Here is a 23907-nt window from a genome sequence, read left to right as displayed (position 1 = left end):
CATCGTGCCCGGCCGCAACGTCGCCGTAGCGTCGCACCGTGCCGTCCGAAGCCTCCACCCCGCCGTCCCGCCTCGTCCTGCCGCCCGCCCCGGAGCGGCTCGCGGACCGACCGGTCCGCGTCTGGCGCGAGGCCGTGCCGATCGACACCTACGCCGTCGCCGAGCCGGACCGGTTCCCCGCCTACCTGGACCAGCGCGTGTACCAGGGCTCCTCGGGGGCGGTGTACCCGATGCCGTTCGTGGACCGGGTCGCCGAGACCAAGGCCACGCGCCGCTGGCAGGCAGTGCACCTGGAGAACGCCTTCGTGCGGCTGATGATCCTGCCCGAGCTGGGCGGGCGGATCCACGTGGGCCTCGACCGCACCCGCGGCTACGACTTCTTCTACCGCAACGACGTGATCAAGCCCGCCCTGGTGGGGCTGACCGGCCCGTGGGTCTCCGGCGGGGTGGAGCTGAACTGGCCGCAGCACCATCGTCCGGCCACGGCCCTGCCGGTGGAGACGCACCTCGAGACCGACGACGACGGCGCGGTGACGGTCTGGTGCTCCGACCACGACCCGCTGCGCCGCATGCAGGGCATGCACGGCATCCGGCTCGCCCCGGACAGCGCGCTGATCGAGCTGCGCGGCCGGCTGGTGAACCGCACCGACGACGTGCAGACGTTCCTGTGGTGGGCGAACGTCGCCGCCGCGGCGGGCGACGACTACCAGGCGTTCTTCCCCACCGACGTCACCGTGGTGGCCGACCACGCCAAGCGCGCGGTCACCACGTTCCCCGCCGCCTCCGGCCGCTACTACGGGGTCGACTACCCGGCACGGCGCACGCCGGAGCGTCCGGACGGCGACCGGCTGGACCGGTACCGCAACATCCCGGTGCCGACGTCGTACATGTGCCTGGGGACGCAGGACGACTTCTTCGGCGGCTACGACCACGGTGCGCGCGCCGGGTTCGTGCACTGGGCCGACCACCGCGTGGCACCGGGCAAGAAGATGTGGACGTGGGGCGACGCCCCGTTCGGGTGGGCGTGGGACCGTCACCTGACGGACACCAACGGTCCGTACGTCGAGCTCATGGCCGGCGTGTTCACCGACAACCAGCCGGACTTCGCCTTCCTGTCGCCCGGGGAGACCAAGACCTTCTCCCAGTACTGGTACCCGATCCAGGACATCGGCCCGGCCCACCAGGCCACCCGGGAGCTCGCCGTCAGCCTGACCGTGCCCGCGGACGGTCCGGACGGTCCGGACCGGGTGCGGCTCGGGGTCGCGGTGACCGCGCCGCGACCCGGCGCCCGGATCGTGCTGCGCGCCGAGGACCGGGTGCTCCTGGACGAGACGGCCGACGTCGCGCCGGGCGCGCCGCTGGTGCGCGAGCTGCCGGCCGTGCCCGGGGTGCCGGCGACCGCCCACGAGCTCACCGTCACGCACGGCGAGGAGGTCATGGTGCGCTGGCGGCCGCGGGCCGTCGAGCCCCCGGCGGACGTCGAGGCCGCCGTCGACGGGCTCGTGGCGACGGAGCCCCCGCCGCCCGAGGAGATCGGCTCGACCGACGAGCTGTACCTGACAGGCCTGCACCTGGAGCAGTACCGGCACGCCACCCGTTCCCCGGAGCCGTACTGGCTCGAGGCGCTGCAGCGCGACCCGGGTGACGCCCGCTGCGCCACGGCGCTGGCGGCCCGCCGGCTGCACGCCGGTCGCCTCGACGACGCCGAGGACCTGCTGCGCCGTGCCGTGGCCCGGCTGACAAGCCGCAACCCCAATCCGCGCGACGGCGAGACCCACTACCGGCTCGGCGTCGTGCTGAGGCGGCAGGGACGCCCCGCCGAGGCCCGCGAGGCGTTCGGCACCGCCCTGTGGGACCAGGCCTGGCGCGACGCCGCGACCGTGGCCACGGCCCGGATCGACCTGGCCGCGGGGCGGGACACCGAGGCCGACGCCGCGCTCGGCGAGCTGCTGGCCCGCAGCCCGCAGGACACCGCGGCGCGCAACCTGGCCACGATCGCCGCGCGGCGGCTCGGCGACGACGCCCGGGCCCACGACCTGGTCCGAGGCAGCCTGGCGACGAACCCGCTGGACGCCTGGGCACGGGACCTCGCGGCGCGTCTGGGCCAGGACGTCGTGCGCACCGACGACCCGACGATCGCCCTCGATGTCGCCCGGGAGCACGCCTCGGCGGGCGAGACCGACGCCGCCCGCGACCTGCTCGACGAGGTCGCGGCCGCCGGGACGCTGCCCGGCCGGCGCAACGTCGCCCCGCTGGCCCTGCTGCACCGGGCGGACCTCGACCTCGCCGCCGGTGCCGCGGCGTCGGCCCGCGCGAGCCTCGACGCGGCCGCGCACCGCGAGAGGCGGTGGTGCTTCCCCGACGCCGGGGACCTGGACGTGCTCGCCCGGCTGCGGTCGGCGTGGCCGCGCGACCCCTTCCTGGCCGCGCTGGCCGGGCACGCCCTGTACGCCGTCGGACGCCGGCACGAGGCGGTCGCGGCGTGGGAGGTGGCGGCGAGCCAGGACGGCACCGACCCCGTCGTGCTGCGCAACCTCGGCGTCGCGGCGGTCAACGTGCTCGGCGACCTCGACCGCGCGGCCGAGCACTACGCGGCGGCCCGGACGCTCGCCCCGGACGACGCCCGGCTGCTGTACGAGGCGGACCAGCTCGCCGGCCGTCGCGGCCGCGGTGCCGACGAGCGGCTCGCGACGCTCCTCGCCCGGCGCGACCTGGTCGACGCGCGGGACGACCTGTCGGTCCAGCTCGCCGAGCTGCTCACCGCCGTCGGGCGCCCCGCCGAGGCCGTCGCGGTGCTGGCCGGCCGGTCCTTCCAGCCGTGGGAAGGCGGCGAGGGCCGCGTGCTCGCCGCCTGGGAGGAGGCCCACCGGACCCTGGGCCGCGCGGCGCTGGCCGACGGCGACGCGACCGCCGCCGTCGGTCACGCCGAGGCCGCGCTGGACCCGCCGGAGTCCCTCGGCGAGGCGCGCCACCCGCTGGCCAACACCGCCGACCTGCACCTGCTGCTCGGGGACGCCCGCGCGGCGGCCGGCCGGGACGCGGACGCCCGCGCGGCGTGGACCACGGCGGCCGACCAGCAGGGAGACTTCCAGGTGATGCAGGTCCAGGAGCACTCCGAGGCCACGGCCGCGTCGGTGCGGGCGCTGCGCCGGCTCGGGCGGCACGCGCAGGCCGCCGCGCTGCGCGACGGGCTGGCCCGGTACGTCGAGGCCGAGGCCGGACGCACCGCGACCGTCGACTACTTCGCCACGTCGCTGCCGACGATGCTGCTGTTCACCCAGGACGTCCAGGCCGACCACGACGCCCGCGTGACGGTGCTGCGCGACCGGCTCGCGGCCCTCGACGCGGAGCACGACGCGGAGCACGACGCCGAGGCCGTGCGATGAGCGCGACGATCCGCGTCACCGACCGCTGGATCGAGCGGGACGGCCGGCCCTGGTTCCCGGTCACCGGGGAGATCCACTACGGGCGGGTCCCGCGCGAGCGGTGGTCCGAGGTGCTGGGGCACGCCCGCGCCGGCGGCCTGGACTCCGTGGCGAGCTACGTGTTCTGGCAGGCCCACGAACCGGCCCCCGGTCACTTCCGCTGGGACGGGAACCTCGACCTGCGGGCCTTCGTCGAGCTGGCCGGCGCGCACGGGCTGGAGGTCGTGGTGCGCCTCGGCCCGTGGTCGCACGGCGAGGCGCGGCACGGCGGCTTCCCGGACTGGCTGGTCGCCACCGACCTCGCCCTGCGCACCGACGACCCCGGCTACCTGGCGCTGGTGCGGCGGCTGTACGGCGAGATCGCCGCCCGGCTCGACGGGCTGCTGCACGCCGACGGCGGACCGGTGGTCGGCCTGCAGGTCGAGAACGAGCTCGCCGACCGCCCCGAGCACCTGGCCACGCTGCGCCGGATCGCCGAGGAGGAGGGTCTGCACGTCCCGCTGTGGACGGCGACCGGCTGGGGCGGCGCACAGGTCCCCGACTCCCTGCTGGACGTCTACAGCGGGTACGCGGACGGCTTCTGGGCCGAGGCGGAGGACGACTGGCCCGACTGGGCCGCGTCGCACTTCCGGTACTCGACCGTGCGCGACGACCTCGGGGTCGGGGCGGACGTGCGGGCGGCGCTGGCCGACGGCGGCACCGTGGACGGCGCCGGGGACGGTGCCGGGGACGGGGACGGGGGGACCGTGCCGACCCGGCCCGCCACCCCGTTCGCGACCTGCGAGCTCGGCGGCGGCATGCACGTCGCCTACCACCGCCGTCCGCTGGTGACCCCGCGGGACGTGGCCGCCCTGGCGCTGGCCACGATCGGCAGCGGGTCGGTCTGGCAGGGCTACTACGTCTATGCGGGCGGCACGCAGCGCGTCGGGCCGACCGGGTCCGAGCAGGAGTCCCAGGCCACCGGCTACCCGAACGACGTCCCGACGCTCAGCTACGACTTCGGCGCCCCGGTCGGCGAGCACGGCCAGGTCCGCGCGCACCACCACCTGCTGCGCCGCCAGCACCTGTGGCTGGCCGCCGACGGCGCGGCGCTCGCGACGATGCCGGCCACCGTGGGCGGCGGCTCGGCGGACCCGGACGAGCTGCGCTGGGCGGTGCGCTCCGACGGGCGGCGCGGGTACGTGTTCGCCACGACCTACCAGCCCGCGCACTCCCCGCTGCCCGCGCAGCGCGACGTGCAGCTCACGGTGGAGCTCGACGACGGCCCCGTCACGGTGCCCTCGCGGCCGGTCGACCTGCCCGCCGGGGTGTCCGTCGTCTGGCCCGTGCGCTACCCCCTGACGGAGGCCCTCGTGCTGCGCAGCGCGACGGCCGCGCTGCTGACCCGTCTCGAGGAGGGCGGCCCTGACGGGACGCCGCTGGTCGTCCTGACCGCGACCGACGGCGTGCCGGTCGAGCTCGTGCTCGAGGGCGAGGTGCCGGTCGCCGGACCGGTCGCGGCCGGGACGCTCGACGGCGGCACCGTCGTCACGCTCACCACGGCGCCCGGTCCCGGCACCACGGTCGACCTGCCGGGCGTCCGCCTGCTCGTGCTCGACGAGGCGAGCGCCGACCAGCTCTACCGGTTCGAGCTCGGCGGCCGCCCGCGGCTGCTGCTGTCGGACGTCCCGCTGTCGGTGTCCCCCGACGCCCGGCACCTGGTGGCGCAGACCGAACGTCCCGACGTCCGGATCGCGTGCTGGCGCCCCGCGCAGGGGTGGGTGTCGCGCACCGGGGCCGCCCCGCGCGCCGGTCGGCACCGCCTGGCCGTCGACCCGGCGCCGCACGCCCCGGCACCGCCGGCCCCGCGGCGCGGAGGCCCCGCGCACCGGCTCGCGGCACCGACCGACTTCTCCGGGGCGGCCCGGGTCCGCCTGGACGTCCCCGCCGACCTCCTCGACGCCCCGCCGGGTGACCGGGTCCTGCTGCGGGTCGCCTGGTCCGGCGACGTGGGCCGGGCCGTGGTCGGCGACCCGCTCGCCGACGGCACCGTGATCGGCGACCACTTCTGGCACGGACGCGACTGGGACGTCGACCTGACCCCCTGGCGCGACGAGGTCGCCCGCGACGGGCTCACCCTCGAGCTGCTGCCCTGGCGCCGCGCGACCGGCGTGCGGGTCGACCCCGCGGTGCGCGACGTCCCCGACGGCGCGCGGATCCGCTCGGTCGACGTGGTGCACGTGGCCCGGGTCGGGCTCGCCGTGCCCCCACCCTCCGACGACGAGCAGGAGACCCGATGACATCCACGACGAGGACCACGATGGTCACCGGCAACGACGTCCCCCGCACCCGGTCCGCGGGCCGGGTGCCCGACCACCTGCCCGACCGGCTGGCGATCACCCTGTGGGACTTCTCCTGGTACGTGCGCACCGGCCCCGGCGAGCCGTTCGAGGACCTCGACGCCGCCTTCACCGCCGCGGCCGAGCGCGGCTACAACGCCGTACGGATCTGCGCCATGCCGTTCCTGCTGTTCCGCAGCGGGCTGGACACCTCGGCGCTGCGGCTCGGTCCGATCGGCGGCGGGTACGCCTCCCGGGTGCGGTGGTACGACGTCGCCCGGCCGACGACGATCGACGCCCGCGCCCACCTGCTCGCGTTCTTCCGTGCCGCCGACCGGCACGGGTTCGCCGTCGTCGTCTCCTCCTGGGAGTACCAGCAGAGCCCGGCGTTCGCCGCCGAGCGGGACTGGTACGACGCGCTGACCGCTGTGCCCCCCGCCGACCGGGCGGTGGTGCTCGCCGAGGCGCTCGCCGACCTGGTCGACCTGCTGGTGGCCGAGGGGCTGGACCACACCGTGGCGCTGGTCGAGCCGCACAACGAGGTCCAGGCCGGTCACCTCACCGCCGGCCTGCCCGGCGTGGAGGACCCGGTGGTCGAGCTGCGCGACCGCCTCGAGGCCGCGATCGACGCGTTCGCCGCGCGGCACCCGGCGGTGCTGTGCGGGCCGAACTACGCCGCGGTGCCGGTCACCGCCATGCGCGGCGTGCCCCGCAACGCCCAGGTACTGGGCGTCCACCCGTACGTCTACGGCGTCCTCGACCAGCTCGTCGACGAGTTCGCCCTGCGCGGCGACCCCGCCGACTTCCCCCAGGAGCGGGCCGACGCCGAGCTGCTGCGCCCCGACGCGCCTCGGCTGGCCTCGTGGGCCCCGCCCGCGGACGAGGAGTGGAAGCGGCGGGCCTCGATCGTCGGGCACGCCGAGATCTATGTGCACGACTGGTGCGACCCCGAGGCGGTGGACCGCTGGCTGTACGACCGCTACGGCGCGCACCGCATCGCGATGGCGAACCGGCTGCGCGAGTGGATCGGCGTCGCGGCGGACACCGCGGCGCGGATGGGTGTCCCGCTCGTCCTCGGCGAGGGATGGGTCGGCTACACCCCGCGCGACGGTCGGTTCGAGGAGGGCCCGGTCGGTGCCCAGATCTGCCGCGACGCGGTCCGGCTGGCCGACGCCGTCGATGCCTGGGGATCGGTCGTGTGCTCCAACGCCGCGCCGCACCACGCGATGTGGCAGGACGTCGCGCTGCAGCGCGAGTGCACGGACGTCATCCGCCGCCGGTCGTGACCGTCCCCACCGGCGCGGGCCCGATCGAGTGCACGTAGCCGCTGGCCGCCGCCACGGCGAGGCGCACCTGGTCGCCCGGCGCGAACCGCCGGTAGGCGTGCTGGTGGAGCTGGAACTCGCGGATCGTCCCGACGTCGTCCACGACCGTGACGAAGAACGACGCCAGCTCGTACGGACCGTCGTGCCCGAACGCGCGGTACACGTGCCGGCGCCGGTCGGTCACGGTCCCGACCACGACGGCGGGCCGGACGGCGTCGGCGACGTCCCGCAGCAGCGGCACGACCGTGACCCACAGCAGCCCGAGCGCGAGGACTCCCACCAGCACCGGGGTCCACAGCCCGTCCCCCGACCCGGTGAAGGACTGCAGCCCGTACCCGAGCAGTCCCAGCGCCACGAAGGCCAGCAGCGCACGGACCACGGTCGGGGCCGGGGCGAGCGGCCGCGCGAGCGTCGTGGCGTACCGGGCGCCGGCACGCAGGCGCCGTCGGCGCGGCCGCAGGGCGTGAGCCACCAGTCCGCCGAGCATCAGGACGAGGACGGCGAGCCGCAGCACGATATCGAGGGCGTCCGGGGTGTCCACGGTTCGGCTCAGGCGGACAGGCGGCGGACCGCGGCGCGCGGCGCACGCTCGAGCCAGCGGTCCGCCGCGGTGCCGAACGGCTCGGTGAAGCGGGCGATGTCGTGCTGGACGTCCTCCCAGGCCTCCCAGGCCAGGTCGACCCAGGCCGAGGGGTACGACGGCGAGCGGTGGACGAAGTCGTCGCGGTCCAGGGCACGCACGGCGCCGTCGGCGTCCCGCACGACGTCGAGGTCGAGGTCGACGAACGAGCTGACCGGCGCGGCGGCGATCACCTCGGTGGCGATGTCGACCCGCACCGAGCCGTCGTGGCGGAACCACGCGGCCCACGGGTCCGCCACGGGCAGCAGGAGCACACCGGCGCCGTCGGGCACGGAGAACCAGTCGCCCCACTCGTCGAAGCCCAGGACCTCGGCGCGCCAGACGCGGCGCACCGTCCCGCAGGGCTTGCGCTTCTCGATCCGGATCGCGGCCATGTGCCCTCCCCCGAGGCGGTCTTCCGTCGCCCGGGCCCGGGATCGTGCGACCCGAGGGGCTCCGGGTGCGCCTCATGGTGGCCCCGCACCGTGGCAGGCGTGCGGCGCCACGGTGACCAGCACCGATCGATCAGGTGAACTCCAGGTGGCCGGGCACCGCTCAGACGGTCGTGTACCCGCCGTCGATGAGCCAGTAGGCACCGGTGACGAACGACGCCTCGTCGGACAGCAGGAAGCGGACCACGGAGGCGACCTCGTCGGGACGGCCCAGCCGGCCGAGCACGTGCTTGGAGACGAGCACCTCCTCGATCTCCGGGGTCAGCAGGCCCTCCAGCAGGGGCGTGCGGATGTAGCCCGGCCCGACGCAGTTGATGCGGAGCCCCGCGGGCCCGTACTCGGCGGCGGCGTTCTTCGTGATGCCGACCACGCCGTGCTTGGCCGCCGTGTACGCCCCGTTGCCGATCGCCGCCACCGTGCCGTGGATGGACGCCATGTTGACGATGGCGCAGGCGGTCGGGTCCTGCTCGAGCATCGCCGGGATCTGCGCGCGCATGCCGTAGAGCACGCCGTTGAGGTTGATGTCGATGACCCGGTTCCAGTCCTCGACGTCGAGCTCGCCCGCGGGCGCCTGGTTGCCGCCGATCCCCGCGTTGTTCACGGCGTAGTGCAGCCCGCCGTAGGCCTCCTGGGCGGCCTGGACGACCTTGGCCGCGTCGTCGGCGTTCGCCGTGTCCTGCTGGACGGCCGTCGCCTCGCCCCCGTCGGCCGTGATCTCGTCGACGACACGCTGCGCCGCCTCGAGGTTGATGTCGGTGTTCACGATCCGCGCACCGCGGGCGGCGAGCTGCTTGCTGATCGCCGCCCCGAGTCCCGAGCCGCCCCCGGTCACCAGGGCGACCTTGCCGTCGAACGTCATGTGCCACTCACTCCTTCGTGCGAGCCCGTTCTCTTCACGCTAGCGCCGTGCCGGGGGCCACGCCCGGCACGTGACCAGGTGCTCGACCGTGCCATGATGAGGAGATGGGCCAGCCCCTCGAGACGGACTATCTCGTCGTCGGCGCGGGCGCCACGGGGATGGCGTTCGCGGACGCGCTGCTGGACCACGAGGACGTGCACGTCACGCTCGTCGACCGCCGGGACGCACCGGGCGGCCACTGGCGAGACGCCTACCCGTTCGTGCGGCTGCACCAGGCCTCCTCCTTCTACGGGGTGGCGTCCACGTCGCTCGACGGCGGCGTGCAGACCTCCGGCCCCGAGGCCGGGCTGCACGTCCGCGCCACGGGCGCCGAGGTGTGCGCCTACTACGACCGGGTGCTGACCGAGCGGTTCGTGGCGAGCGGACGGGTGACGTTCCTCGGCGGGCACGACGCGGCCGACGACGGCACCCTCGTCGAGCGCGCCACGGGCGCCGTGCGGCCGGTGCGGGTCCGTCGCCGGGTCGTCGACGCGCGCTACCTCGCACCGACGATCCCCGCGCTGACGCCGCCGCCGTTCGTCGTGGACGAGCAGGTGCGGTGCGTGCCCGTGGGCGAGCTCCCGACGGTGGCCGACGACGCCGGGTCGTTCGTCGTCGTCGGGTCCGGCAAGACGGCCACGGACGCCGTCGTGTGGCTGCTCGAGCGCGGCACCCACCCGGACCAGATCACCTGGGTACGGCCGCGCGACCCGTGGATGCTGGACCGTGCCGTCGTCCAGCCCGACGCCGCCGTGTTCCGGACCATGGTCGCCGAGCTCCTGGAGGCGGCGGCCGAGGCACCGACCGTGGACGCGTTCTTCACGCGCCTCGAGGACGTCGGCGTGATGCTGCGCCTGGACCCCGGGGTCCGGCCGACCATGGCCCGGGTCCCCACGCTCGCCCGCTGGGAGCTGGAGCTGCTGCGCTCGGTGGAACAGGTCGTGCGCCGTGGTCACCTGCGCCGGGTGTCGCCGGGCGTGCTCCACCTGGACGCGGGGGACGCGGCGGTGCCGCGGGACGCCGTCGTCGTGCACTGCGCCGCCGAGGGGCTCCGGGTCCGGCCCGTCGTGCCGATCTGGTCGCCCGGGCGGATCGTCGTGCAGCCGGTGCGCGCCGGGTTCCCCTGCTTCGGCGCCGCGCTGATCGGCCACGTGGAGGCCACCCGGGGCGACCGGTCGGACGCCGGGCTCAACGCGCTGTGCCCGTCGACGGGATACTTCTCCACACCGCGCGAGTGGGTCGCCGGACAGGCCGCCGGGGCGCTGTCGACCGCGGCGTTCATGGCCGACCACGACCTCGCCCGCTGGTCGCACGGGACGACCCTCAACCCGAGCCGGATCTCGCCCGAGGACCGCGAGCGCCCCGAGGTGCGGGCGGTCCAGGACCGGCTGCGCGCGGCGACCGAGCCCGGTGTGCGCGGACTGCTGCGGCTCGCCGCCTGATCCGTTCGTCAGCCCCGCAGGGAGGGCAGCACGTCGTCGACCGTGGGGAACGACGGCTGGGCGCCGGGTGTCGCGACGGAGAACGCCCCGACGCGCACCGCGGTGCGGGCGGCGTCGACGAGGGTGTCGCCCTGGCTGATGCGATACGCGAGCGCCCCGACGAAGGCGTCCCCGGCACCGGTGGTGTCGACCGCCTCGACGTGCGGGGTGGGGACCACGACCGGCCCCTCGTCCCCCGCGGCGGGCTCGAGCACGACGGCACCGGCGGGGCCGAGGGTGAGCACGACGGACCGCGGTCCGAGCGCGAGCAGCTCGGTGATGACCGCGAACGGGGACTCGGGCACCGGGCGCTCCGACTCCTCCAGCAGCCGCTCGGCCTCCCCGTGGTTCACCACGAGAGGGTCGGCCAGGGCGAGCACGTCGGCGGCGACCGGCACGACCGGGGCGAGGTTGAGCAGGATCCGTCCCCCGCAGGCGCGCGCGGCGGCCTCGGTGCCGCGCAGCGGGATCTCGCCCTGCAGGACGACGAGGTCGGCCCCGGCGACCAGGTCCACGTGACGGGCCACGACGTCGGCGTCGACCGCGCGGTTGGCCCCGGGGACCACGACGATCGAGTTCTCGCCCTGGTCGTCGACCCAGATCTGGGCCACGCCCGTGGGGCCGTCGACGGTCTCGACGCCGTCCAGCCGGACCCCCGCGTCACGCAGGCCGACGAGCGCGCTGTCGGCGAAGGCGTCCGAGCCGATGGCCCCGATCAACGCGACCTCGCCGCCGAGCCGAGCGGCCACGACCGCCTGGTTGGCGCCCTTGCCCCCCGGGATCACCGTCATCGAGTCGGCGAGCACCGTCTCCCCGGGGACGGGCAGGTTCGGGACACGGGCGACGAGATCGGCGTTGACGGAGCCGACGACCACGATCGAGGTCATGACTCGGGCCTCCAGGGTGCGTGGGCAGGACGGACGGACCGGCGAGCGGTCCGCCGTCCATGATCTCGCACGATTGTGACGCCGGCGTTGCCGCGACGCTCGTCAGCAGGCCAACAGGTCACGCAGCCGGGCCGCGAACGCAGCCGGATCGTTGTCCGGGGCCCCCGCGTGCCGGGCGAACCCGCCGTGGTCCCCGGGGAAGACGACGGGACGCACCGCGAGCGCCTCGGCCAGGGCCACCGCGCCGCGGTACGCGAGCCCGCCCGGCGGCGAGGCGGCCCCGACAGCGGGCAGCACCCGCAGGTCGGTGCTGCGGACGCCCGCGCGCAGGTCGTCCAGCGGTGGCTCCCACCGGGGCATCGTGGCCAGCGACGTGCCGAGCATCAGGTCGTCGCGCCGGCCGTCGTCCTCGGTCGGCAGCCCGAACGCGGCGGGATCCGGGTCGGGCTGGTCGAGGTAGTCCGGCGTCAGGGGCTCGGTGGCGGACACCAGGCGCAGGAACTTGGCGGTCGCGGGACCGGTCCCGGAGCGGTGGTAGGTGTCGACGACGTCCTGCTGGGCGCGCACCGCCACGTCCCGGTCGGACAGCAGCGCCGTCAGCGGCGGCTCGTGGGCGACGAGCCGCCGGACCTCGCCGGGGTGCGCGGCCGCCCAGGACACCGCCGTCACGCCGCCGCCGGAGGAGCCGAGGACGTCCAGCGGGCCCCGGTCGACGGCTCGGGCGACGACGTGCAGGTCGGCGGCGTGGTCGTCGACCGTGACCTCGTCGGTCGGCCGCTCGCGCGGGGAACGGGCCGTGCCGCGCGGGTCGTACGTGATCACCGTGCGGTCGCCGAGCTCGGCGACGAGCTCGGCGAACCCGTCGGCCGCCATCGGGTTGCCGATCACGAGGAGCGGCGGGCAGCCGGCCTCACGGCGCGGTGCGTGGACGTCGAAGGTCAGCACGGCCCCGGGCACGTCGAGAGTGCGGGTGGTGGTCGTCATACCCGTACCGACGACGCCCGGGCCGCGGACTCATCGCCTCCGGGGGAGCTCGTCGGGGACCCTGTCGGGAGCCCGGTCTCTACTCGTCGTCGGCCGAGGAGTCCCAGTCGTCGTCCTCGTCGATCGTGAAGGAGCCGCCGAAGTGCACCTGGTCGGGGTCGACGCCGAGACCCTGGGCGATCTGCAGCCGCATCTTCTCGGCCATGGCCACGCCCTGGGAGGTGTCCCGCATGGAGCGGTACGTCTCGGCGTCGACGCCGAACTCGTTCCGCGTCCAGGCGTCGAAGGCCGTCTCGTAGGCGGGGCTGGGGGCCTCGACGACGTACTCGGCGACCTCCCCCAGGGGGAAGTGGCGCGTGCGGCGCGGCCTCTCGTCGTCGCCGGCGAGGGTGACCGTCAGCACGCCGTCCGCGACCTCGTGCTCGACCAGCTCGGGACGCCGGAAGTACTCGGTGTCTCGACCCTTGAGGTGGACCACGAGGAGCTCGTCGCTGACCGGTTCGCTGGTGGGCGTCGGCGGGTAGGTGCGCGGCGTGGGTCGCGTCGTGGAGTCAGACATCAGGTAAGAGCATGCGCCGTCCACGGCCACTTGTCACGCCCGTTCTCCCCGGGCGCAACGCGGGGCGGCCACGCACCGGCCGCGTCGTCCACAGGTTCGACGCCACGGACGGGCCGGGGCCGACGGCGGCCCCCGCGCGGGCGGCACGGTGACCGGACGTACCGCACCCGTCGCGAGGAGCACCGATGCCGACACCGACCCTGCCCGCCCGCCGGTTCACCCACCCCGAGCTGGTCGACGTCACGACCGCCTGGCGGGCCGAGGAGCGGCTCGCCGCCGACCCGGACGCGAGGCACCACTGGTGCGCCGACCGGCACGGCTGGCTGCTGCGTCGCGGGCTCGACGAGGTGCTGGGCCCGGTGCTGATGCCGGACGCCTGGGGCGCGGCGTCGTTCTACCGGTTCGTCGACCTCGACGCCTCGGTCGCCACCGCCCTGCTCGACCGGCTCGACCCGAGGTACCTCGCCGCCGAGCGCCAGAACGACGGTCCGAGCCTGGGCACGGTGCTGCGCGCCGTGGTGGCGCACCCGGACCGGCTGCGCGCGCACGGCTACGTGGTGGGCCCGGGCCGGTGCGACGAACGCGTCACGGTCGAGGGGGTGCTGGTGCGCACGGACGACGCGTTCGTCCTCGGCGACCACCACGGTCCCGGCTGCCAGTGCGACGAGCTCGAGCGAGTCGTCGCCGCGCTGGGCGTGGACGACGCGCACGTGCCGCCGCACGAGGTGACGCGGTGGTGGGGACGACCCGGCGACCTGTCCCCGCAGGAGTCCGGCGAGCACTGGTACCGGCTGTGGTGGGACTGAGCCGTCCACAGGCTGTGGACGACGGCGGTGGTCGGCTCCGTCCCGTCGCTAGCGTCCGGCGCATGGCGCACCTCGACCTCGACACCGACGACCTGGCGACGGCCGCACGCCACGCGCACGCCGCCGCCGAGCTGCTCGACGCGACCGCCGGCACCGGCCTCACCGGGACCGTCGACGCCACCCCGGCGGCCGGCGAGAGAACGCTGGCGGCCGCGATCGACGACCTCGCCGCGGCCTGGGCTCCGACGTCCCGGTCGCTCGCCACGACGCTGACCGGGCTGGGCGACCGGCTCGCGACCACCGCGGCGACGTTCGACACCGCCGAGGGCGCCGTCGCGCGGCGGGTGGCCGCGGCGGTGCTGGGCGACCTCGTGCCGGGTGGCCTCGTGCCGGGTGGCCTCGTGCCGGACGGCCCCGCGCGACGGGTGGGCGAGGGCGGGTGACGACCGACCGGCCGTTCGAGCCCCTGTCCGGGTCGCCGGCGTCGCTGGAGGAGCTCGCGGGCGCCGCGGCACGTGCCGCCTCGGCCCTGTCGGCGCTGCGCGCCGACCTGATCGTGCTGGACCGGTCGATGATGCGGCACCGGTCCGGAGCGGTCGACGCCGCGCGGGAGGCCGTCACCGCACTGATCGGCCGCGGGAGCCTGTGCTACCAGGTGCTGCGCGAGTCCGCGCAGGTGCTGACCGGGCGGGCGGCCGCGCTGGAGGGCGAGCAGCGCGACGCCCTGGACGCGATCGAGCGCCGGACCGCGGCGACGGAGCGGGTGCGTCGGGCCGAGGCCGACGAGGACGCCGCCTGGCTGCTGGCCCTCGATCCCGTCGACCCGCAGCACGTCGAGGCGGGGCGGCTCGCCGCCGCGGCCCGCGCCCGCCGGGACGCCGCACTGGGTGACGTCGCCGAGGCCGAGGCGCGCTGGCACCGCGCCCGGGACGCCAAGGAGGCGGGTTCGCGCCGGGCCGCCCGACGGCTGGACGGGCTCGGGCACGTCGAGGCCGTGCGCTGGGCGGTGTCCGCGGGGGTCGGCCTGACCGGCTTCCGGGACCGCTGGGCCGACGGCGCCCAGCTGGCCGCCCGGGTGGACGCCGCAGCCCGCGCGGCCCGGTCGGGCACCGCGCGCGACGGAGCCCTCGACGAGCTCGTCGCGGCGCTGCGCGCGACGGGCGACGACCCGGTGCGGTGGACGGCGTTCTGGGAGGGCACGACCCCGGCCGACCTCTACGCCGCGCTCGGGGTGGGCGTGACCGACCCGGACGTCGTCGAGCTCCTGGCCGCCGGGCTGGCTGCCTGGGCCGAGCACGCCGGCCCGGCCGAGCAGCACGCCCTCGGCCACGCCCTCGTGGCCGACCTGCCCCGGGCCGCCGTCGAGCTGGGCGGCCGGGCCGACCTCGCGGCCGGACTGCTGGCGCCGGCCCTGCCGGCCACCCTGCCGGCCGCCGTGCACGCCGGGGCCGCGGAGGCCCTGGTAGAGCGCCGCACCACGAGCCGCGACTCCCACGCCGACACGACGGCCACGGGCGCTCTCACCGTCGCGGTCGCCCAGGGCCTGGCCGCCGACCCGCCGGCGGCCCTGGACCACCTGGTGCCGCCGGACGCCACCGGCGACACGGCCGTGCACCGCGCTCGCGCCTGGTTCGGCGTCGCCCCGCCCGACGGCTGGCCGGACGGCGGAACCGCCGTCGCGGGGCTGCTCGCCGCTGCCGTCGCCGCCGGGGTCCGCACCGAGGGTCGCGAGGGCCGGCACCGGGCCGCGTTCCTGTCCTCCGCCGCGACGGGGCAGCTCGTCGCTCCCGGCGGGCTGCTGGCCGGGCGCTACCCCGTGGACGACACGACCGGGGCGCGCATCGCCGCGGCCTACGCGCCCTTCCTGGTCTCGGCGAGCGACGCCGCGGAGCGGCAGGCCGGTGTCCCGCCGCCGCGGGAGCCGGGGGTGCGGGACCGCCCCGAGCTGGCGGAGGGCACCGGCCGGTTCGCCGCCGTCGTGCAGCCCGACCTGGACGTCCTCGCCCTGCGGGACGTCGTCGCCGCCACCTCCACCACGGAGACCTCCGCGGGGTACTGGCTGTCCGCGGTGGACGACTACGTGGCCGGGGCCGCCACCACCCTGGCCGACCCCGCCGTCGACGACGCCGACGCGGAGGCGCTCGCGCGGGCCGCGGTGCGGGACGCCGGCGTGGTCGTCGGTGCGATCCGCTCCCGGGAGATCGCCGTCGCGCGGCAGCAGGACGCCTCGGACGGCCTGTTCGTCGCCCTCGGGCTCGACGCCCTGACGGCGACCGCCCGCCTCGCGCCGACGATGGTCACCACCGGAATGCGGGGTCTGCTGCCGCCGCCGCCCGGCGCCCTGCCCGCGGCGCGCGAGCGGGTCCTGGCGGACGAGGACGTGCTGTGCGAGCGCTTCACGACGCCGTTCGTCCGGGAACGACGACAGCACCTGACCGCGGCGGGCCGGTCCCCCGCCGAGGTCGAGGACGCCGTCGCGCGGCTGCGTCCGGAGTCGGCCGACATGTCCGCCGCGTTCGGCACCGGCTACGCCCTCGCCGCGGGGGTAGGCCGTCAGCTGGGCGAGTAGTGCCGGGCGCGCGGTGTTCAGCCGTCCAGGAGCCGCAGCTCGACCACGGGCACGACGCGCCGCCAGTCCCGCTCGCCCTGCGCGGCGGCCAGCGGGACGGCCCACGCGGTCACGACCTGCTCCAGCCGCGCCCAGGCCGCCGGGTGCTGGTCGGCGTACTCACGCAGCCGTGCCGCGGCGGCGTCGGGGTCCAGCGGCTCGGCGAGGGCACGGGCGTCCCGGCGCCGACCCACGGAGACCAGCACCCGCGGCTCGACGAGGACGTTGCGGTACCACTGCGGGCGGGCGTTCAGCCCGGCGACGACGACCAGGCGGTCCGGTTCCGGCCGGCCCGAGACCTCGAGGACCGCGAAGCGCCGCGCGCCGGTGGTGCGGCCCCGGTGCTGGAGCAGGAGCAGGCGTCCGCCGAACAGGACGCCACCGCCGATCCGGAACAACCAGATCGGCGAGCGGACGAACCGGCGGGAGTGCAGCAGCCGGGTGGCGAGGTCCATGCCGTCACCGTAGCCGTGGCCGCAGGGCCCCACCTGCCCGGGCGGCGCCCTCCGCCCGCTCGGCGGCCGAGCCGGGCACGTCGACCCGGTCGGACCGGTCGTCCTGCAGCGCCCGCAGCGCGTTGAGGATGGCCAGCAGGTCCACGACCTCCTGGCTCAGCGCGCCGACGACGGCGGGGATCACGCCGGTGGCCGCCACGCCCATGAGCACCACCGACAGTGCGATGCCGAGCCAGATGCTCTGCAGCGCCACGGTCATGGTCCGCCGTCCGACGCGCACCGCCGTGACCGTCCGACGGAGGTCCTCGGTGAGGATGACGACGTCGGCGGACTCGCTCGCCGCCGTCGACCCGCGGGCGCCCATAGCCACCCCGACGTCGGCGGCGGCCAGGACGGGCGCGTCGTTGACGCCGTCCCCGACCATGAGGACGGGCCGGTCCGGGAGCTCCTGCACGAGGCGGACCTTGTCGGCGGGCAGGCACTCGGCGTGCACGCGGGCGATGCCGACGGCGTCGGCGACGTGCTCGGCGGTGGCCGTGGAGTCGCCGCTGAGCATGAGCGTCTCGGTGATCCCCAGCCGGGCGAGCTCCTCCATCGTCTCGCGGGCGTCCGGCCGCGCGGGGTCGCTCATGACCAGCGTGCCGGCGAACCGGCCGTCGACCGCGACGTACACGGCCAGCTCCCCCTGCTCCAGGGGCTCCTCGACGGCGTCCGGCGCGGACCGGGCGACCCGCCGGAGCTTGCCGACGACGACGTCGTGCCCGCCGACGCGCGCCGCGACGCCGTGGGTCGCCTCCTCCCGGGCGGTCTGTGCGCTGTCGAGCGCCAGCCCGCGCTCGACGGCGGCCTCGCGGACGGTCGTGGCGAGCACGTGCGAGGAGTACTGCTCGGCGGACGCCGCGAGCCGCAGCAGCTCGTCGCTCCGCCACGGGGGGCGCGCCCGGACCGCCAGCAGGGCGGGCCGGCCGACGGTGATCGTGCCGGTCTTGTCGAAGGCCGCCGTGCGCACCGCGGCCAGGCGCTCGAGCGTGCCGGCGTCCTTGACGATGAGCCCGTGGCGCGCGGCCCGGCTCATGCCGCCGAGGAACGCCACGGGGGCGGCGAGGAGGAGCGGGCAGGGGGTGGCCACGACGAGCACCTCGGCCACGACGGTGGGGTCGCGGTGGTAGGCGAAGGCGGCGCCGGCCACGAGGAAGGCGAAGATCGTGAACGGCACGGCGTAGCGGTCGGCCAGCCGGACCACGGGGGCCCGGGACTCGGCGGCCTCGCGGACCATCGCCACGATCCGCGCGTACTGGCTGTCCGCCGCGGCGGCGGTGGCACGCAGGGTGACCGCCTGCTCGGTGTTCAGCACCCCGGACAGCACCGGGTCGCCGACGCCGCGCGTGACCGGCAGGCTCTCGCCGGTCAGCGACGACTCGTCGAAGTCGGTCTCGGGGTCCACGAGCTCGGCGTCGACGGGCACCACCTCGGCGGGTCGGACGAGCAGCAGGTCGCCGGGCCGGACGTCCGCCACGTCGACGTCGACGACGCCGCCGGCGGCGTCCAGGCGGTGGGCACGCGTCGGCGCCCGCTCCAGCAGGGCGCGCAGCTCCTGCCGGGCGCGGTGTGCCGCGAAGTCCTCCAGCGCCTGCCCGCCGGTCAGCATGAGCACCACGACCAGCGACGCGACGTACTCGCCGACGACGACGGTCGCCACGATCGCGGTCAGCGCGAGCAGGTCCACGCCCCAGTGGCCCGCGATCAGGTCGCGCACCATGCCCACGGCGACGCGCGCACCCACCAGGAGCGCCCACCCGGAACCGACCCAGCGCGCGACGTCCGGCTCGCCGCCGGCCAGGAGGCCGAGCACGACCGCCAGCACCACCAGGGAGGACGCCACCCACGGGTAGCGGCGCACGAGCTGCCCCGCCATGCGTCCATCCTCCCGCGTCGTGCGGTTCCCGGCCTCCCGACTGCACGGTCGGGGACGCGGACCTACGCTGTCGACGTGCCCGCCCCGCCGGCCCCCGACGGTGTCGCCGACGTCGACGACGCCGTCCGCACCCGTGTCCCGGGACGCAGCGCCCGGTGGGTCGACGTCGCGGCCGCGGCCGGGACGGCGCTCGGGCTGTCGGGGCTGCTCGTCCTGGACCCCGCGACGCCGCCGGTCGGGTACGCGGCGGCCACCGGGTTCGGGGCGCTGGTGCTGCTGCGCCGTCGGGCACCGCTGCCGATGCTCGTGCTCACCCTTGTCGGCGCCACCGTCTGCGCGGTGGCGGACCTCGGTGTCCTCGGCACCCCGCTGGCGGCCGCGCCGGCGCTGTGCGCCGCCGCGGCACAGGGCCGCCCGGGTTGGGCGTCGGCGACCGGGGGCGCCCTGGTCCTGGTGGTCTCGGCGCTGCGTCCCGCCCGTCCGGGCACCGGTGCGGACGTCGTCACCCTGCTGCTCGGCGACCTGGCCGTCGTGGTCGCGGCCGTCTGCGTGGGCGTCCTGGTGCGGTCGCGTCGGCAGGACCGCCCCGACCGGGGCGCGCCCGGCCCACGGCCGCCGGCGTCCGACCCGGCCCCACCGGACCGTCCCGGCCCGGTCGAGCCCGGCCCGGTCGAGCCCGGCCCGGGGGCCGAGCGTCTCCGGGTCGCTCTGGACCTCCAGGACGTCGTCGGGCACCACCTCTCGCTCGTGGCCCTGCACACCGACGTGGCCGCGGGCGCCGTGGGGCGCGACGACGACGCGGCCCGCACGGCCCTGCGGCACGTCCGGGAGGCGACGTCGGCCACCGTGCACGAGCTGCGCGCCACCGCCCTGCTGCTGCGCCCCGCGGAACAGGGCACGGAGCAGAGCGCGGACGCCTCGGCGGCGGTCCCCGGGGCGCGCGACCACCTGCCGGCGGTGACCGGTCCGGCCGGGCTGGCCGCCCTCGTCCAGCCGGTGCGGGCGGCCGGGATCCGCGTGACCACCCGGGTCGACGTCCCGCGGGGCTCCCTGGACGCGACGGTCGACGCCGCGGCCTACCGCATCGTCCAGGGCGCCCTGGCGCGCGTGGGTGCGGACGCCGCGGCGTCGACCGTCCGCGTCGAGCTGGGTGTCTCGGCAGGGCGCCTGCGGGTCGTCGTGGCCGACGACGGGCCCGGACCCGCGCCGGACGGGGCCGACGACGGGCCCGGACCCGCGCCGGACGGGGCCGACGGCGCGCGCCTGGCCGCGATGCGCGACCGGGCGACGCTGCTCGGCGGCCGCCTCGACGTCGTCGACGGCGCGGACGGCGGGCTCGTCGTCACGGCCGACCTGCCGGCCCGCCTCGCCGAGTCCGTCCCGTAGGGTCGAGCCATGGTCGCCCCCACGTCCCCCGCCGGCACCGCCGCCTGAGGACAGCCATGGCCCACGACCACGGCACGCACGAGACCCACCGCGGACGGCTGGGCGCGGCCTTCGGCATCACCGCGGGCATCGTCGTCGCCCAGGTGGTCGGCGCCGTCGTGACCGGCAGCCTCGCCCTGCTCGTGGACACCGCGCACCTGCTCACCGACGCCGCCGGGCTGGGGATGGCGCTGTTCGCGGCGCACGCCTCGCTGCGCCCGCCGACGGCGCGGCGCACCTGGGGGCTGCGGCGCGCGGAGGTGCTCGCCGCGCTGGCCCAGGCCGCGCTGCTGCTCGCCGTCGGGGTCTTCGTGCTGGTCGAGGCCGTGCAGCGGCTGCAGGACCCGCCCGAGATCCCGGGGACCGAGCTCGTGGTGTTCGGCGTCGTCGGCCTGGTCGGCAACCTCGCGGCCCTGGCGGTGCTGGCCGGACGCCGCGGCGCCAGCCTCAACCTGCGGGCCGCGTTCCTCGAGGTGCTCAACGACGCGCTCGGGTCGCTGGCCGTCGTCGTCGCCGCCGTCGTCATCACCACGACGGGGTGGCAGCAGGCCGACTCGGTCGCGGCACTGCTCATCGGTGCGCTGATCCTGCCGCGCGCGCTGGTGCTGCTGCGAGACACCACCGCCGTGCTCCTCGAGTCGACACCGCCCGGCCTCGACCTGGACGACGTCCGCGCCCACCTGCTGCGCGTCGAGCACGTCCACGCGATCCACGACGTGCACGCCTCGCTCATCGCGACGGGGCTGCCGCAGCTCTCGGCGCACGTCGTCGTCGACGCCGCGTGCTTCCGCGACGGGCACGCCGGGGAGATCCTCGACGAGCTGCAGGAGTGCGTCCGCGACCACTTCGGCGTCGAGCACTCGACCTTCCAGGTCGAGCCGGAGACCCACCCCGCCCACGAGCACCCGACGCACGACTGACCGGACGGTCAGGGAGCCGAGGCGCGCACCACGAGCTCGGGCGGGTAGACGACGTCCCGCGGCGGACGTCCCGGCTCGGCGATCTCGTCCAGCAGCAGCCGGGCCGCGGCCCGGCCCATCTCGGCGATGGGCTGGCGCACGGTGGTCAGGGGGACGGCGGCCCGCCGGGCGAACGGGATGTCGTCGTACCCGACCACGGCGATGTCCTCGGGCACCCGGATCCCCGCCTTGACCAGGGCGTCCACGAGACCGATGGCGTGCAGGTCGTTGCCGGCGAACACCGCGTCGGGGCGCTCGGGAGGGTCGAGCGCGGCGATCCACCGGCCCGTCTCCTCCCCGACGGTGATGTCGAGGTCGGAGGAGCGCACCACGTCCAGGCGGACGTCGTCGCGCTCGGCGACGGCCTCACGAGCCCCCTCCAGGCGGCGTGCCACCTGCCGTACGCCCTCCGGACCGGCGGCGAACAGCAGCCGGCGGCGGCCGGAGTCCACCAGGTGGCTGGCCGCGATCCGGCCGCCCTCGCGATGGTCCAGCGACACCGACGACAACCGGCCGTCCGGGTCCTCGTGGTCGACGAGCACCACGGGCGTCCCGCGGTCGTGGCGCTTGCGCAGCGGCTCGAGCTGGTCGTCCGACGGCGCCACGACCACGCCGTCGAACCGGAGCTGCTCGAACAGGGTCAGGAACTTCTCCTGCTGGACGGGCGACTCGTGGGACGACCCGACCACGACCGACAGCCCGGCGTCCTCGGCCACCTGCTCGACGGCGGTCGCGATGCCGCCGAAGAACGGGTTGGAGGCGTTGACCACGCTGAGCCCGACGATGCCGCTGCGCTGCCGGCGCAGCTGCCGCGCCGGCATGCTGGGGACGAACCCCAGGTCGGTCACCGCCGTGGCGACACGCTTCTTCATCCGGTCGGACAGCTTGTCCGGCCAGTTGAAGTAGTTCGACACCGTCGCCGCCGAGACACCGGCGTGCCGGGCGACGTCGTGGATCGTCACCGTCGACTCAACCATGGCTGCTCACGCGTCGGACGCTAGCAGGATTCGGCCAGCCTTCCCTTGCTGGCGGCGGCACGTGGACAGTGATTCGGTGGAACCATGACCGACGACCCCGAGGTCCGCACCGCGCACTCCGACGAACCGCACGCCGTGACCGGGCTCGCCCAGCGGCTGAACTGGCTGCGCGCGGGCGTGCTCGGCGCCAACGACGGCATCGTCTCCGTGGCGGCCGTCGTCGTCGGCGTGGCCGCGGCGACGACCTCGCAGGCCGCGATCCTCACCGCGGGTCTGGCGGCCCTCGTCGGCGGCGCGATCTCGATGGCGCTGGGCGAGTACGTCTCGGTCTCCTCGCAGTCGGACACCGAGAAGGCGCTCATCGCCAAGGAGAAGCACGAGCTCGCCACGATGCCCGAGGAGGAGCTCGCCGAGCTCGCCGGCTTCTACCGGGACCGCGGGCTCTCCGACGAGACCGCGCGGCAGGTGGCCGTGGAGCTGACCGAGCACGACGCCCTGGGTGCGCACCTGTCCGCGGAGCTCCACATCGACGCGGACGACGTCGTCTCAGCGTGGCACGCGGCCGTCGCCTCGTTCGTCGCGTTCACGATCGGCGGCCTGCTGCCCTTCGCGACGGTGCTGCTGGTGCCCGAGCCCGCCAAGATCGCGGCCACGTTCGTGGCCGTGCTCGTCGCGCTGGCCCTGACCGGCGGCGTCGCCGCGTGGATCGGCGGCGCCCGGATCGACCGGGCCGTGCTGCGGGTCGTCGTCGGCGGCGCGCTCGCCCTGGGGGCGACGTTCGCGGTCGGCTCGCTGCTGGGCACCACCGGCGTCGCCTGACCCGGCCGGCACCACGGCCTGGTCGACAGGTCGGCCGGCAGGTCGGCCGGTACGGCGCCCGCTGCGGTGGCTCAGCAGCCGGGCGAGCAGCAGGATGCCCGCGGCCGTCCCGGCACCCAGCAGGGTGAGCCCTACCCGCTCGAGGGCCCCGGCGACGGGGGCGTCGCCCGTCGTGGTCCCGACGACGGTCACCGTGAGGAAGATCGTGTAGACCCAGTACGGGGCGGTCAGCATGGTCACGACGCAGCCCACCACGCCGACCGCGACCACCAGCGACATGGCCTGCGGCGCGACGTCGAGCGCGACGAGGACGACGACGACCAGCCCGCCCAGGACGGTGCCGCCGGCCCGGGCCAGCGCGCGGGCGGTGATGTCCCCGGTGCGCGGCACCATCACCAGGTAGAACGTCAGCAGCAGCCACCACGAGTGCGTGTCGGGGAACCAGGTCGTCGCCCACCACGTCCCCACGGCGGTGACCACGACCAGGGCGGACACGTAGAACCTCAGCTCGGGGCCGGTCAACGGGTCGTGGTCCGGGCGGGGCACCCCGCGGGAGAGCAGGGTGAGGACGAGCGCGGTCACCACGCCGCCGGCCAGCACGGCGGCGGCGAGGGGCCAGGCACCGGCCAGGGTCCGCGGGTCCGCGGCGACCAGCGCCGGGGGCGAGACGGTCAGGGCCGCGAGGGTCACCGCGGCGGGCGCCCCGCCCGAGCTCCAGCCCCGCCCGGCCGCCAGTCCCAGGGCCGCGGCGACGAGCGTCATCAGCACCACCGCCGACCACACCTGCGCCCCGGCCAGGGGGGCCACGAGCGCGAGGGCACCCGTCAGGCCGGCGAGCACCCAGGCCCGGCGCAGCGAGGCGACTCCCGCGACGACGGTCGGCAGCATGCCCAGGAAGTACGGGGTGACCACCGCGGGGGCGACGACCGCGAGCACGACGACCGGGACGACGGTGGCGAGCGCCGCGACGAGCAGGCGACGGCGGGACGGGTCCA

19 protein-coding genes and 1 pseudogene are annotated in these 23907 nt (G+C 76.4%); 10 read left to right on the top strand and 10 right to left on the bottom strand.

Going from position 1 to position 23907, the window contains the following annotated elements; translation table 11 throughout:
• Positions 1 to 38 precede the first annotated feature (38 nt).
• The 3 genes from PO879_RS01180 to PO879_RS01170 are packed head-to-tail and all read left to right on the top strand — an operon-like array spanning position 39 to position 7029.
• Positions 39 to 3386 (top strand): DUF5107 domain-containing protein, encoded by a 3348-nt coding sequence (locus PO879_RS01180; RefSeq protein ID WP_278236122.1) that lies wholly within the window; start codon positions 39 to 41, stop codon positions 3384 to 3386.
• Complete coding sequence (locus tag PO879_RS01175; protein ID WP_278236121.1) at positions 3383 to 5704, top strand: beta-galactosidase; 2322 nt, start codon at positions 3383 to 3385, stop codon at positions 5702 to 5704. Before PO879_RS01180 ends, PO879_RS01175 begins: the two co-directional genes overlap by 4 nt.
• Positions 5701 to 7029 (top strand): cellulase-like family protein, encoded by a 1329-nt coding sequence (locus tag PO879_RS01170; protein WP_278236120.1) that lies wholly within the window; start codon positions 5701 to 5703, stop codon positions 7027 to 7029. The genes PO879_RS01175 and PO879_RS01170 overlap by 4 nt, the downstream gene beginning before the upstream one ends.
• On the opposite strand, the gene PO879_RS01165 is transcribed toward PO879_RS01170, so the two are convergent.
• The 3 genes from PO879_RS01165 to PO879_RS01155 all read right to left on the bottom strand — a co-directional run bounded on the left by PO879_RS01165 (position 7010) and on the right by PO879_RS01155 (position 8998).
• Positions 7010 to 7609, bottom strand: coding sequence for a hypothetical protein (locus PO879_RS01165; RefSeq protein ID WP_278236119.1), 600 nt, complete (start codon positions 7607 to 7609; stop codon positions 7010 to 7012). The genes PO879_RS01170 and PO879_RS01165 overlap by 20 nt on opposite strands.
• 8 nt (positions 7610 to 7617) lie before the next feature.
• On the bottom strand, positions 7618 to 8082 hold the full coding sequence (locus PO879_RS01160) for a DUF402 domain-containing protein (RefSeq protein ID WP_278236118.1): 465 nt from the start codon (positions 8080 to 8082) through the stop codon (positions 7618 to 7620).
• A gap of 160 nt (positions 8083 to 8242) precedes the next feature.
• Entirely contained in the window at positions 8243 to 8998 is a 756-nt protein-coding gene (locus tag PO879_RS01155; RefSeq protein WP_278236117.1) for an SDR family NAD(P)-dependent oxidoreductase, read from the bottom strand.
• Between the two features lie 104 nt (positions 8999 to 9102).
• Between PO879_RS01155 and PO879_RS01150 the strand changes: the two genes are divergently transcribed.
• Entirely contained in the window at positions 9103 to 10479 is a 1377-nt protein-coding gene (locus PO879_RS01150) for an NAD(P)-binding protein (protein WP_278236116.1), read from the top strand.
• Between the two features lie 8 nt (positions 10480 to 10487).
• On the opposite strand, the gene PO879_RS01145 is transcribed toward PO879_RS01150, so the two are convergent.
• The 3 genes from PO879_RS01145 to PO879_RS01135 form a co-directional block, all read right to left on the bottom strand.
• Positions 10488 to 11405 carry a ribokinase gene (locus PO879_RS01145; protein ID WP_278236115.1) on the bottom strand — a complete coding sequence of 306 codons (918 nt, stop codon included), beginning with the start codon at positions 11403 to 11405 and terminating at the stop codon, positions 10488 to 10490.
• Positions 11406 to 11507: 102 nt separating this feature from the next.
• Entirely contained in the window at positions 11508 to 12389 is an 882-nt protein-coding gene (locus PO879_RS01140) for an alpha/beta hydrolase (RefSeq protein WP_278236114.1), read from the bottom strand.
• 79 nt (positions 12390 to 12468) lie between these two features.
• Entirely contained in the window at positions 12469 to 12948 is a 480-nt protein-coding gene (locus PO879_RS01135) for a hypothetical protein (protein ID WP_278236113.1), read from the bottom strand.
• A gap of 185 nt (positions 12949 to 13133) precedes the next feature.
• On the opposite strand from PO879_RS01135, the gene PO879_RS01130 reads away from it, so the two are divergent.
• The 3 genes from PO879_RS01130 (at position 13134) to PO879_RS01120 (ending at position 16323) form a co-directional block, all read left to right on the top strand.
• The gene (locus PO879_RS01130) at positions 13134 to 13754 is read left to right on the top strand and encodes a hypothetical protein (protein ID WP_278236112.1); all 621 of its coding nucleotides are present in this window, start codon (positions 13134 to 13136) and stop codon (positions 13752 to 13754) included.
• 62 nt (positions 13755 to 13816) lie between these two features.
• Positions 13817 to 14197 carry a hypothetical protein gene (locus PO879_RS01125; protein ID WP_278236111.1) on the top strand — a complete coding sequence of 127 codons (381 nt, stop codon included), beginning with the start codon at positions 13817 to 13819 and terminating at the stop codon, positions 14195 to 14197.
• Positions 14194 to 16323 carry a hypothetical protein gene (locus PO879_RS01120; RefSeq protein WP_278236110.1) on the top strand — a complete coding sequence of 710 codons (2130 nt, stop codon included), beginning with the start codon at positions 14194 to 14196 and terminating at the stop codon, positions 16321 to 16323. The genes PO879_RS01125 and PO879_RS01120 overlap by 4 nt, the downstream gene beginning before the upstream one ends.
• Positions 16324 to 16340: 17 nt before the next feature.
• On the opposite strand, the gene PO879_RS01115 is transcribed toward PO879_RS01120, so the two are convergent.
• Positions 16341 to 16817 carry a nitroreductase family deazaflavin-dependent oxidoreductase gene (locus PO879_RS01115; RefSeq protein WP_278236109.1) on the bottom strand — a complete coding sequence of 159 codons (477 nt, stop codon included), beginning with the start codon at positions 16815 to 16817 and terminating at the stop codon, positions 16341 to 16343.
• A gap of 4 nt (positions 16818 to 16821) precedes the next feature.
• Positions 16822 to 18732, bottom strand: coding sequence for a heavy metal translocating P-type ATPase (locus PO879_RS01110; RefSeq protein ID WP_278236108.1), 1911 nt, complete (start codon positions 18730 to 18732; stop codon positions 16822 to 16824).
• 75 nt (positions 18733 to 18807) lie between these two features.
• Between PO879_RS01110 and PO879_RS01105 the strand changes: the two genes are divergently transcribed.
• Positions 18808 to 20118: a histidine kinase gene (locus tag PO879_RS01105; protein WP_278236107.1), complete on the top strand. Its 1311-nt coding sequence runs from the start codon at positions 18808 to 18810 to the stop codon at positions 20116 to 20118.
• A 56-nt stretch (positions 20119 to 20174) separates the two neighbouring features.
• Positions 20175 to 21077, top strand: a complete 903-nt coding sequence (locus PO879_RS01100; protein ID WP_278236106.1) for a cation diffusion facilitator family transporter — start codon at positions 20175 to 20177, stop codon at positions 21075 to 21077.
• Between the two features lie 8 nt (positions 21078 to 21085).
• Here PO879_RS01100 and PO879_RS01095 read toward each other — a convergent pair whose 3' ends face one another.
• Positions 21086 to 22093 carry a LacI family DNA-binding transcriptional regulator gene (locus tag PO879_RS01095; protein WP_278236105.1) on the bottom strand — a complete coding sequence of 336 codons (1008 nt, stop codon included), beginning with the start codon at positions 22091 to 22093 and terminating at the stop codon, positions 21086 to 21088.
• Positions 22094 to 22177: 84 nt separating this feature from the next.
• On the opposite strand from PO879_RS01095, the gene PO879_RS01090 reads away from it, so the two are divergent.
• Positions 22178 to 22912, top strand: a complete 735-nt coding sequence (locus tag PO879_RS01090; RefSeq protein WP_278236104.1) for a VIT family protein — start codon at positions 22178 to 22180, stop codon at positions 22910 to 22912.
• Between the two features lie 114 nt (positions 22913 to 23026).
• On the opposite strand, the pseudogene PO879_RS01085 reads toward PO879_RS01090, so the two are convergent.
• Positions 23027 to 23674: pseudogene (locus tag PO879_RS01085) on the bottom strand (FUSC family protein); the annotation flags it as partial.
• Positions 23675 to 23907: the final 233 nt, after the last annotated feature.

The organism is Isoptericola sp. AK164, from assembly GCF_029643425.1.
Taxonomy (GTDB): domain Bacteria; phylum Actinomycetota; class Actinomycetes; order Actinomycetales; family Cellulomonadaceae; genus Isoptericola; species Isoptericola haloaureus.
The sequence above is the reverse complement of the archived record's forward strand: the minus strand, read 5'-3'. Positions and strand labels throughout refer to the sequence as shown.

Coding starts and splice junctions, on each gene's coding strand:
- PO879_RS01155 (WP_278236117.1), bottom strand. CDS start 8,998: ATGACGTTCGACGGCAAGGTCGCCCTGGTGACCGGGGGCGGCTCGGGA.
- PO879_RS01130 (WP_278236112.1), top strand. CDS start 13,134: ATGCCGACACCGACCCTGCCCGCCCGCCGGTTCACCCACCCCGAGCTG.
- PO879_RS01150 (WP_278236116.1), top strand. CDS start 9,103: ATGGGCCAGCCCCTCGAGACGGACTATCTCGTCGTCGGCGCGGGCGCC.
- PO879_RS01100 (WP_278236106.1), top strand. CDS start 20,175: ATGGCCCACGACCACGGCACGCACGAGACCCACCGCGGACGGCTGGGC.
- PO879_RS01125 (WP_278236111.1), top strand. CDS start 13,817: ATGGCGCACCTCGACCTCGACACCGACGACCTGGCGACGGCCGCACGC.
- PO879_RS01175 (WP_278236121.1), top strand. CDS start 3,383: ATGAGCGCGACGATCCGCGTCACCGACCGCTGGATCGAGCGGGACGGC.
- PO879_RS01160 (WP_278236118.1), bottom strand. CDS start 8,082: ATGGCCGCGATCCGGATCGAGAAGCGCAAGCCCTGCGGGACGGTGCGC.
- PO879_RS01090 (WP_278236104.1), top strand. CDS start 22,178: ATGACCGACGACCCCGAGGTCCGCACCGCGCACTCCGACGAACCGCAC.
- PO879_RS01170 (WP_278236120.1), top strand. CDS start 5,701: ATGACATCCACGACGAGGACCACGATGGTCACCGGCAACGACGTCCCC.
- PO879_RS01095 (WP_278236105.1), bottom strand. CDS start 22,093: ATGGTTGAGTCGACGGTGACGATCCACGACGTCGCCCGGCACGCCGGT.
- PO879_RS01145 (WP_278236115.1), bottom strand. CDS start 11,405: ATGACCTCGATCGTGGTCGTCGGCTCCGTCAACGCCGATCTCGTCGCC.
- PO879_RS01140 (WP_278236114.1), bottom strand. CDS start 12,389: ATGACGACCACCACCCGCACTCTCGACGTGCCCGGGGCCGTGCTGACC.
- PO879_RS01135 (WP_278236113.1), bottom strand. CDS start 12,948: ATGTCTGACTCCACGACGCGACCCACGCCGCGCACCTACCCGCCGACG.
- PO879_RS01110 (WP_278236108.1), bottom strand. CDS start 18,732: ATGGCGGGGCAGCTCGTGCGCCGCTACCCGTGGGTGGCGTCCTCCCTG.
- PO879_RS01115 (WP_278236109.1), bottom strand. CDS start 16,817: ATGGACCTCGCCACCCGGCTGCTGCACTCCCGCCGGTTCGTCCGCTCG.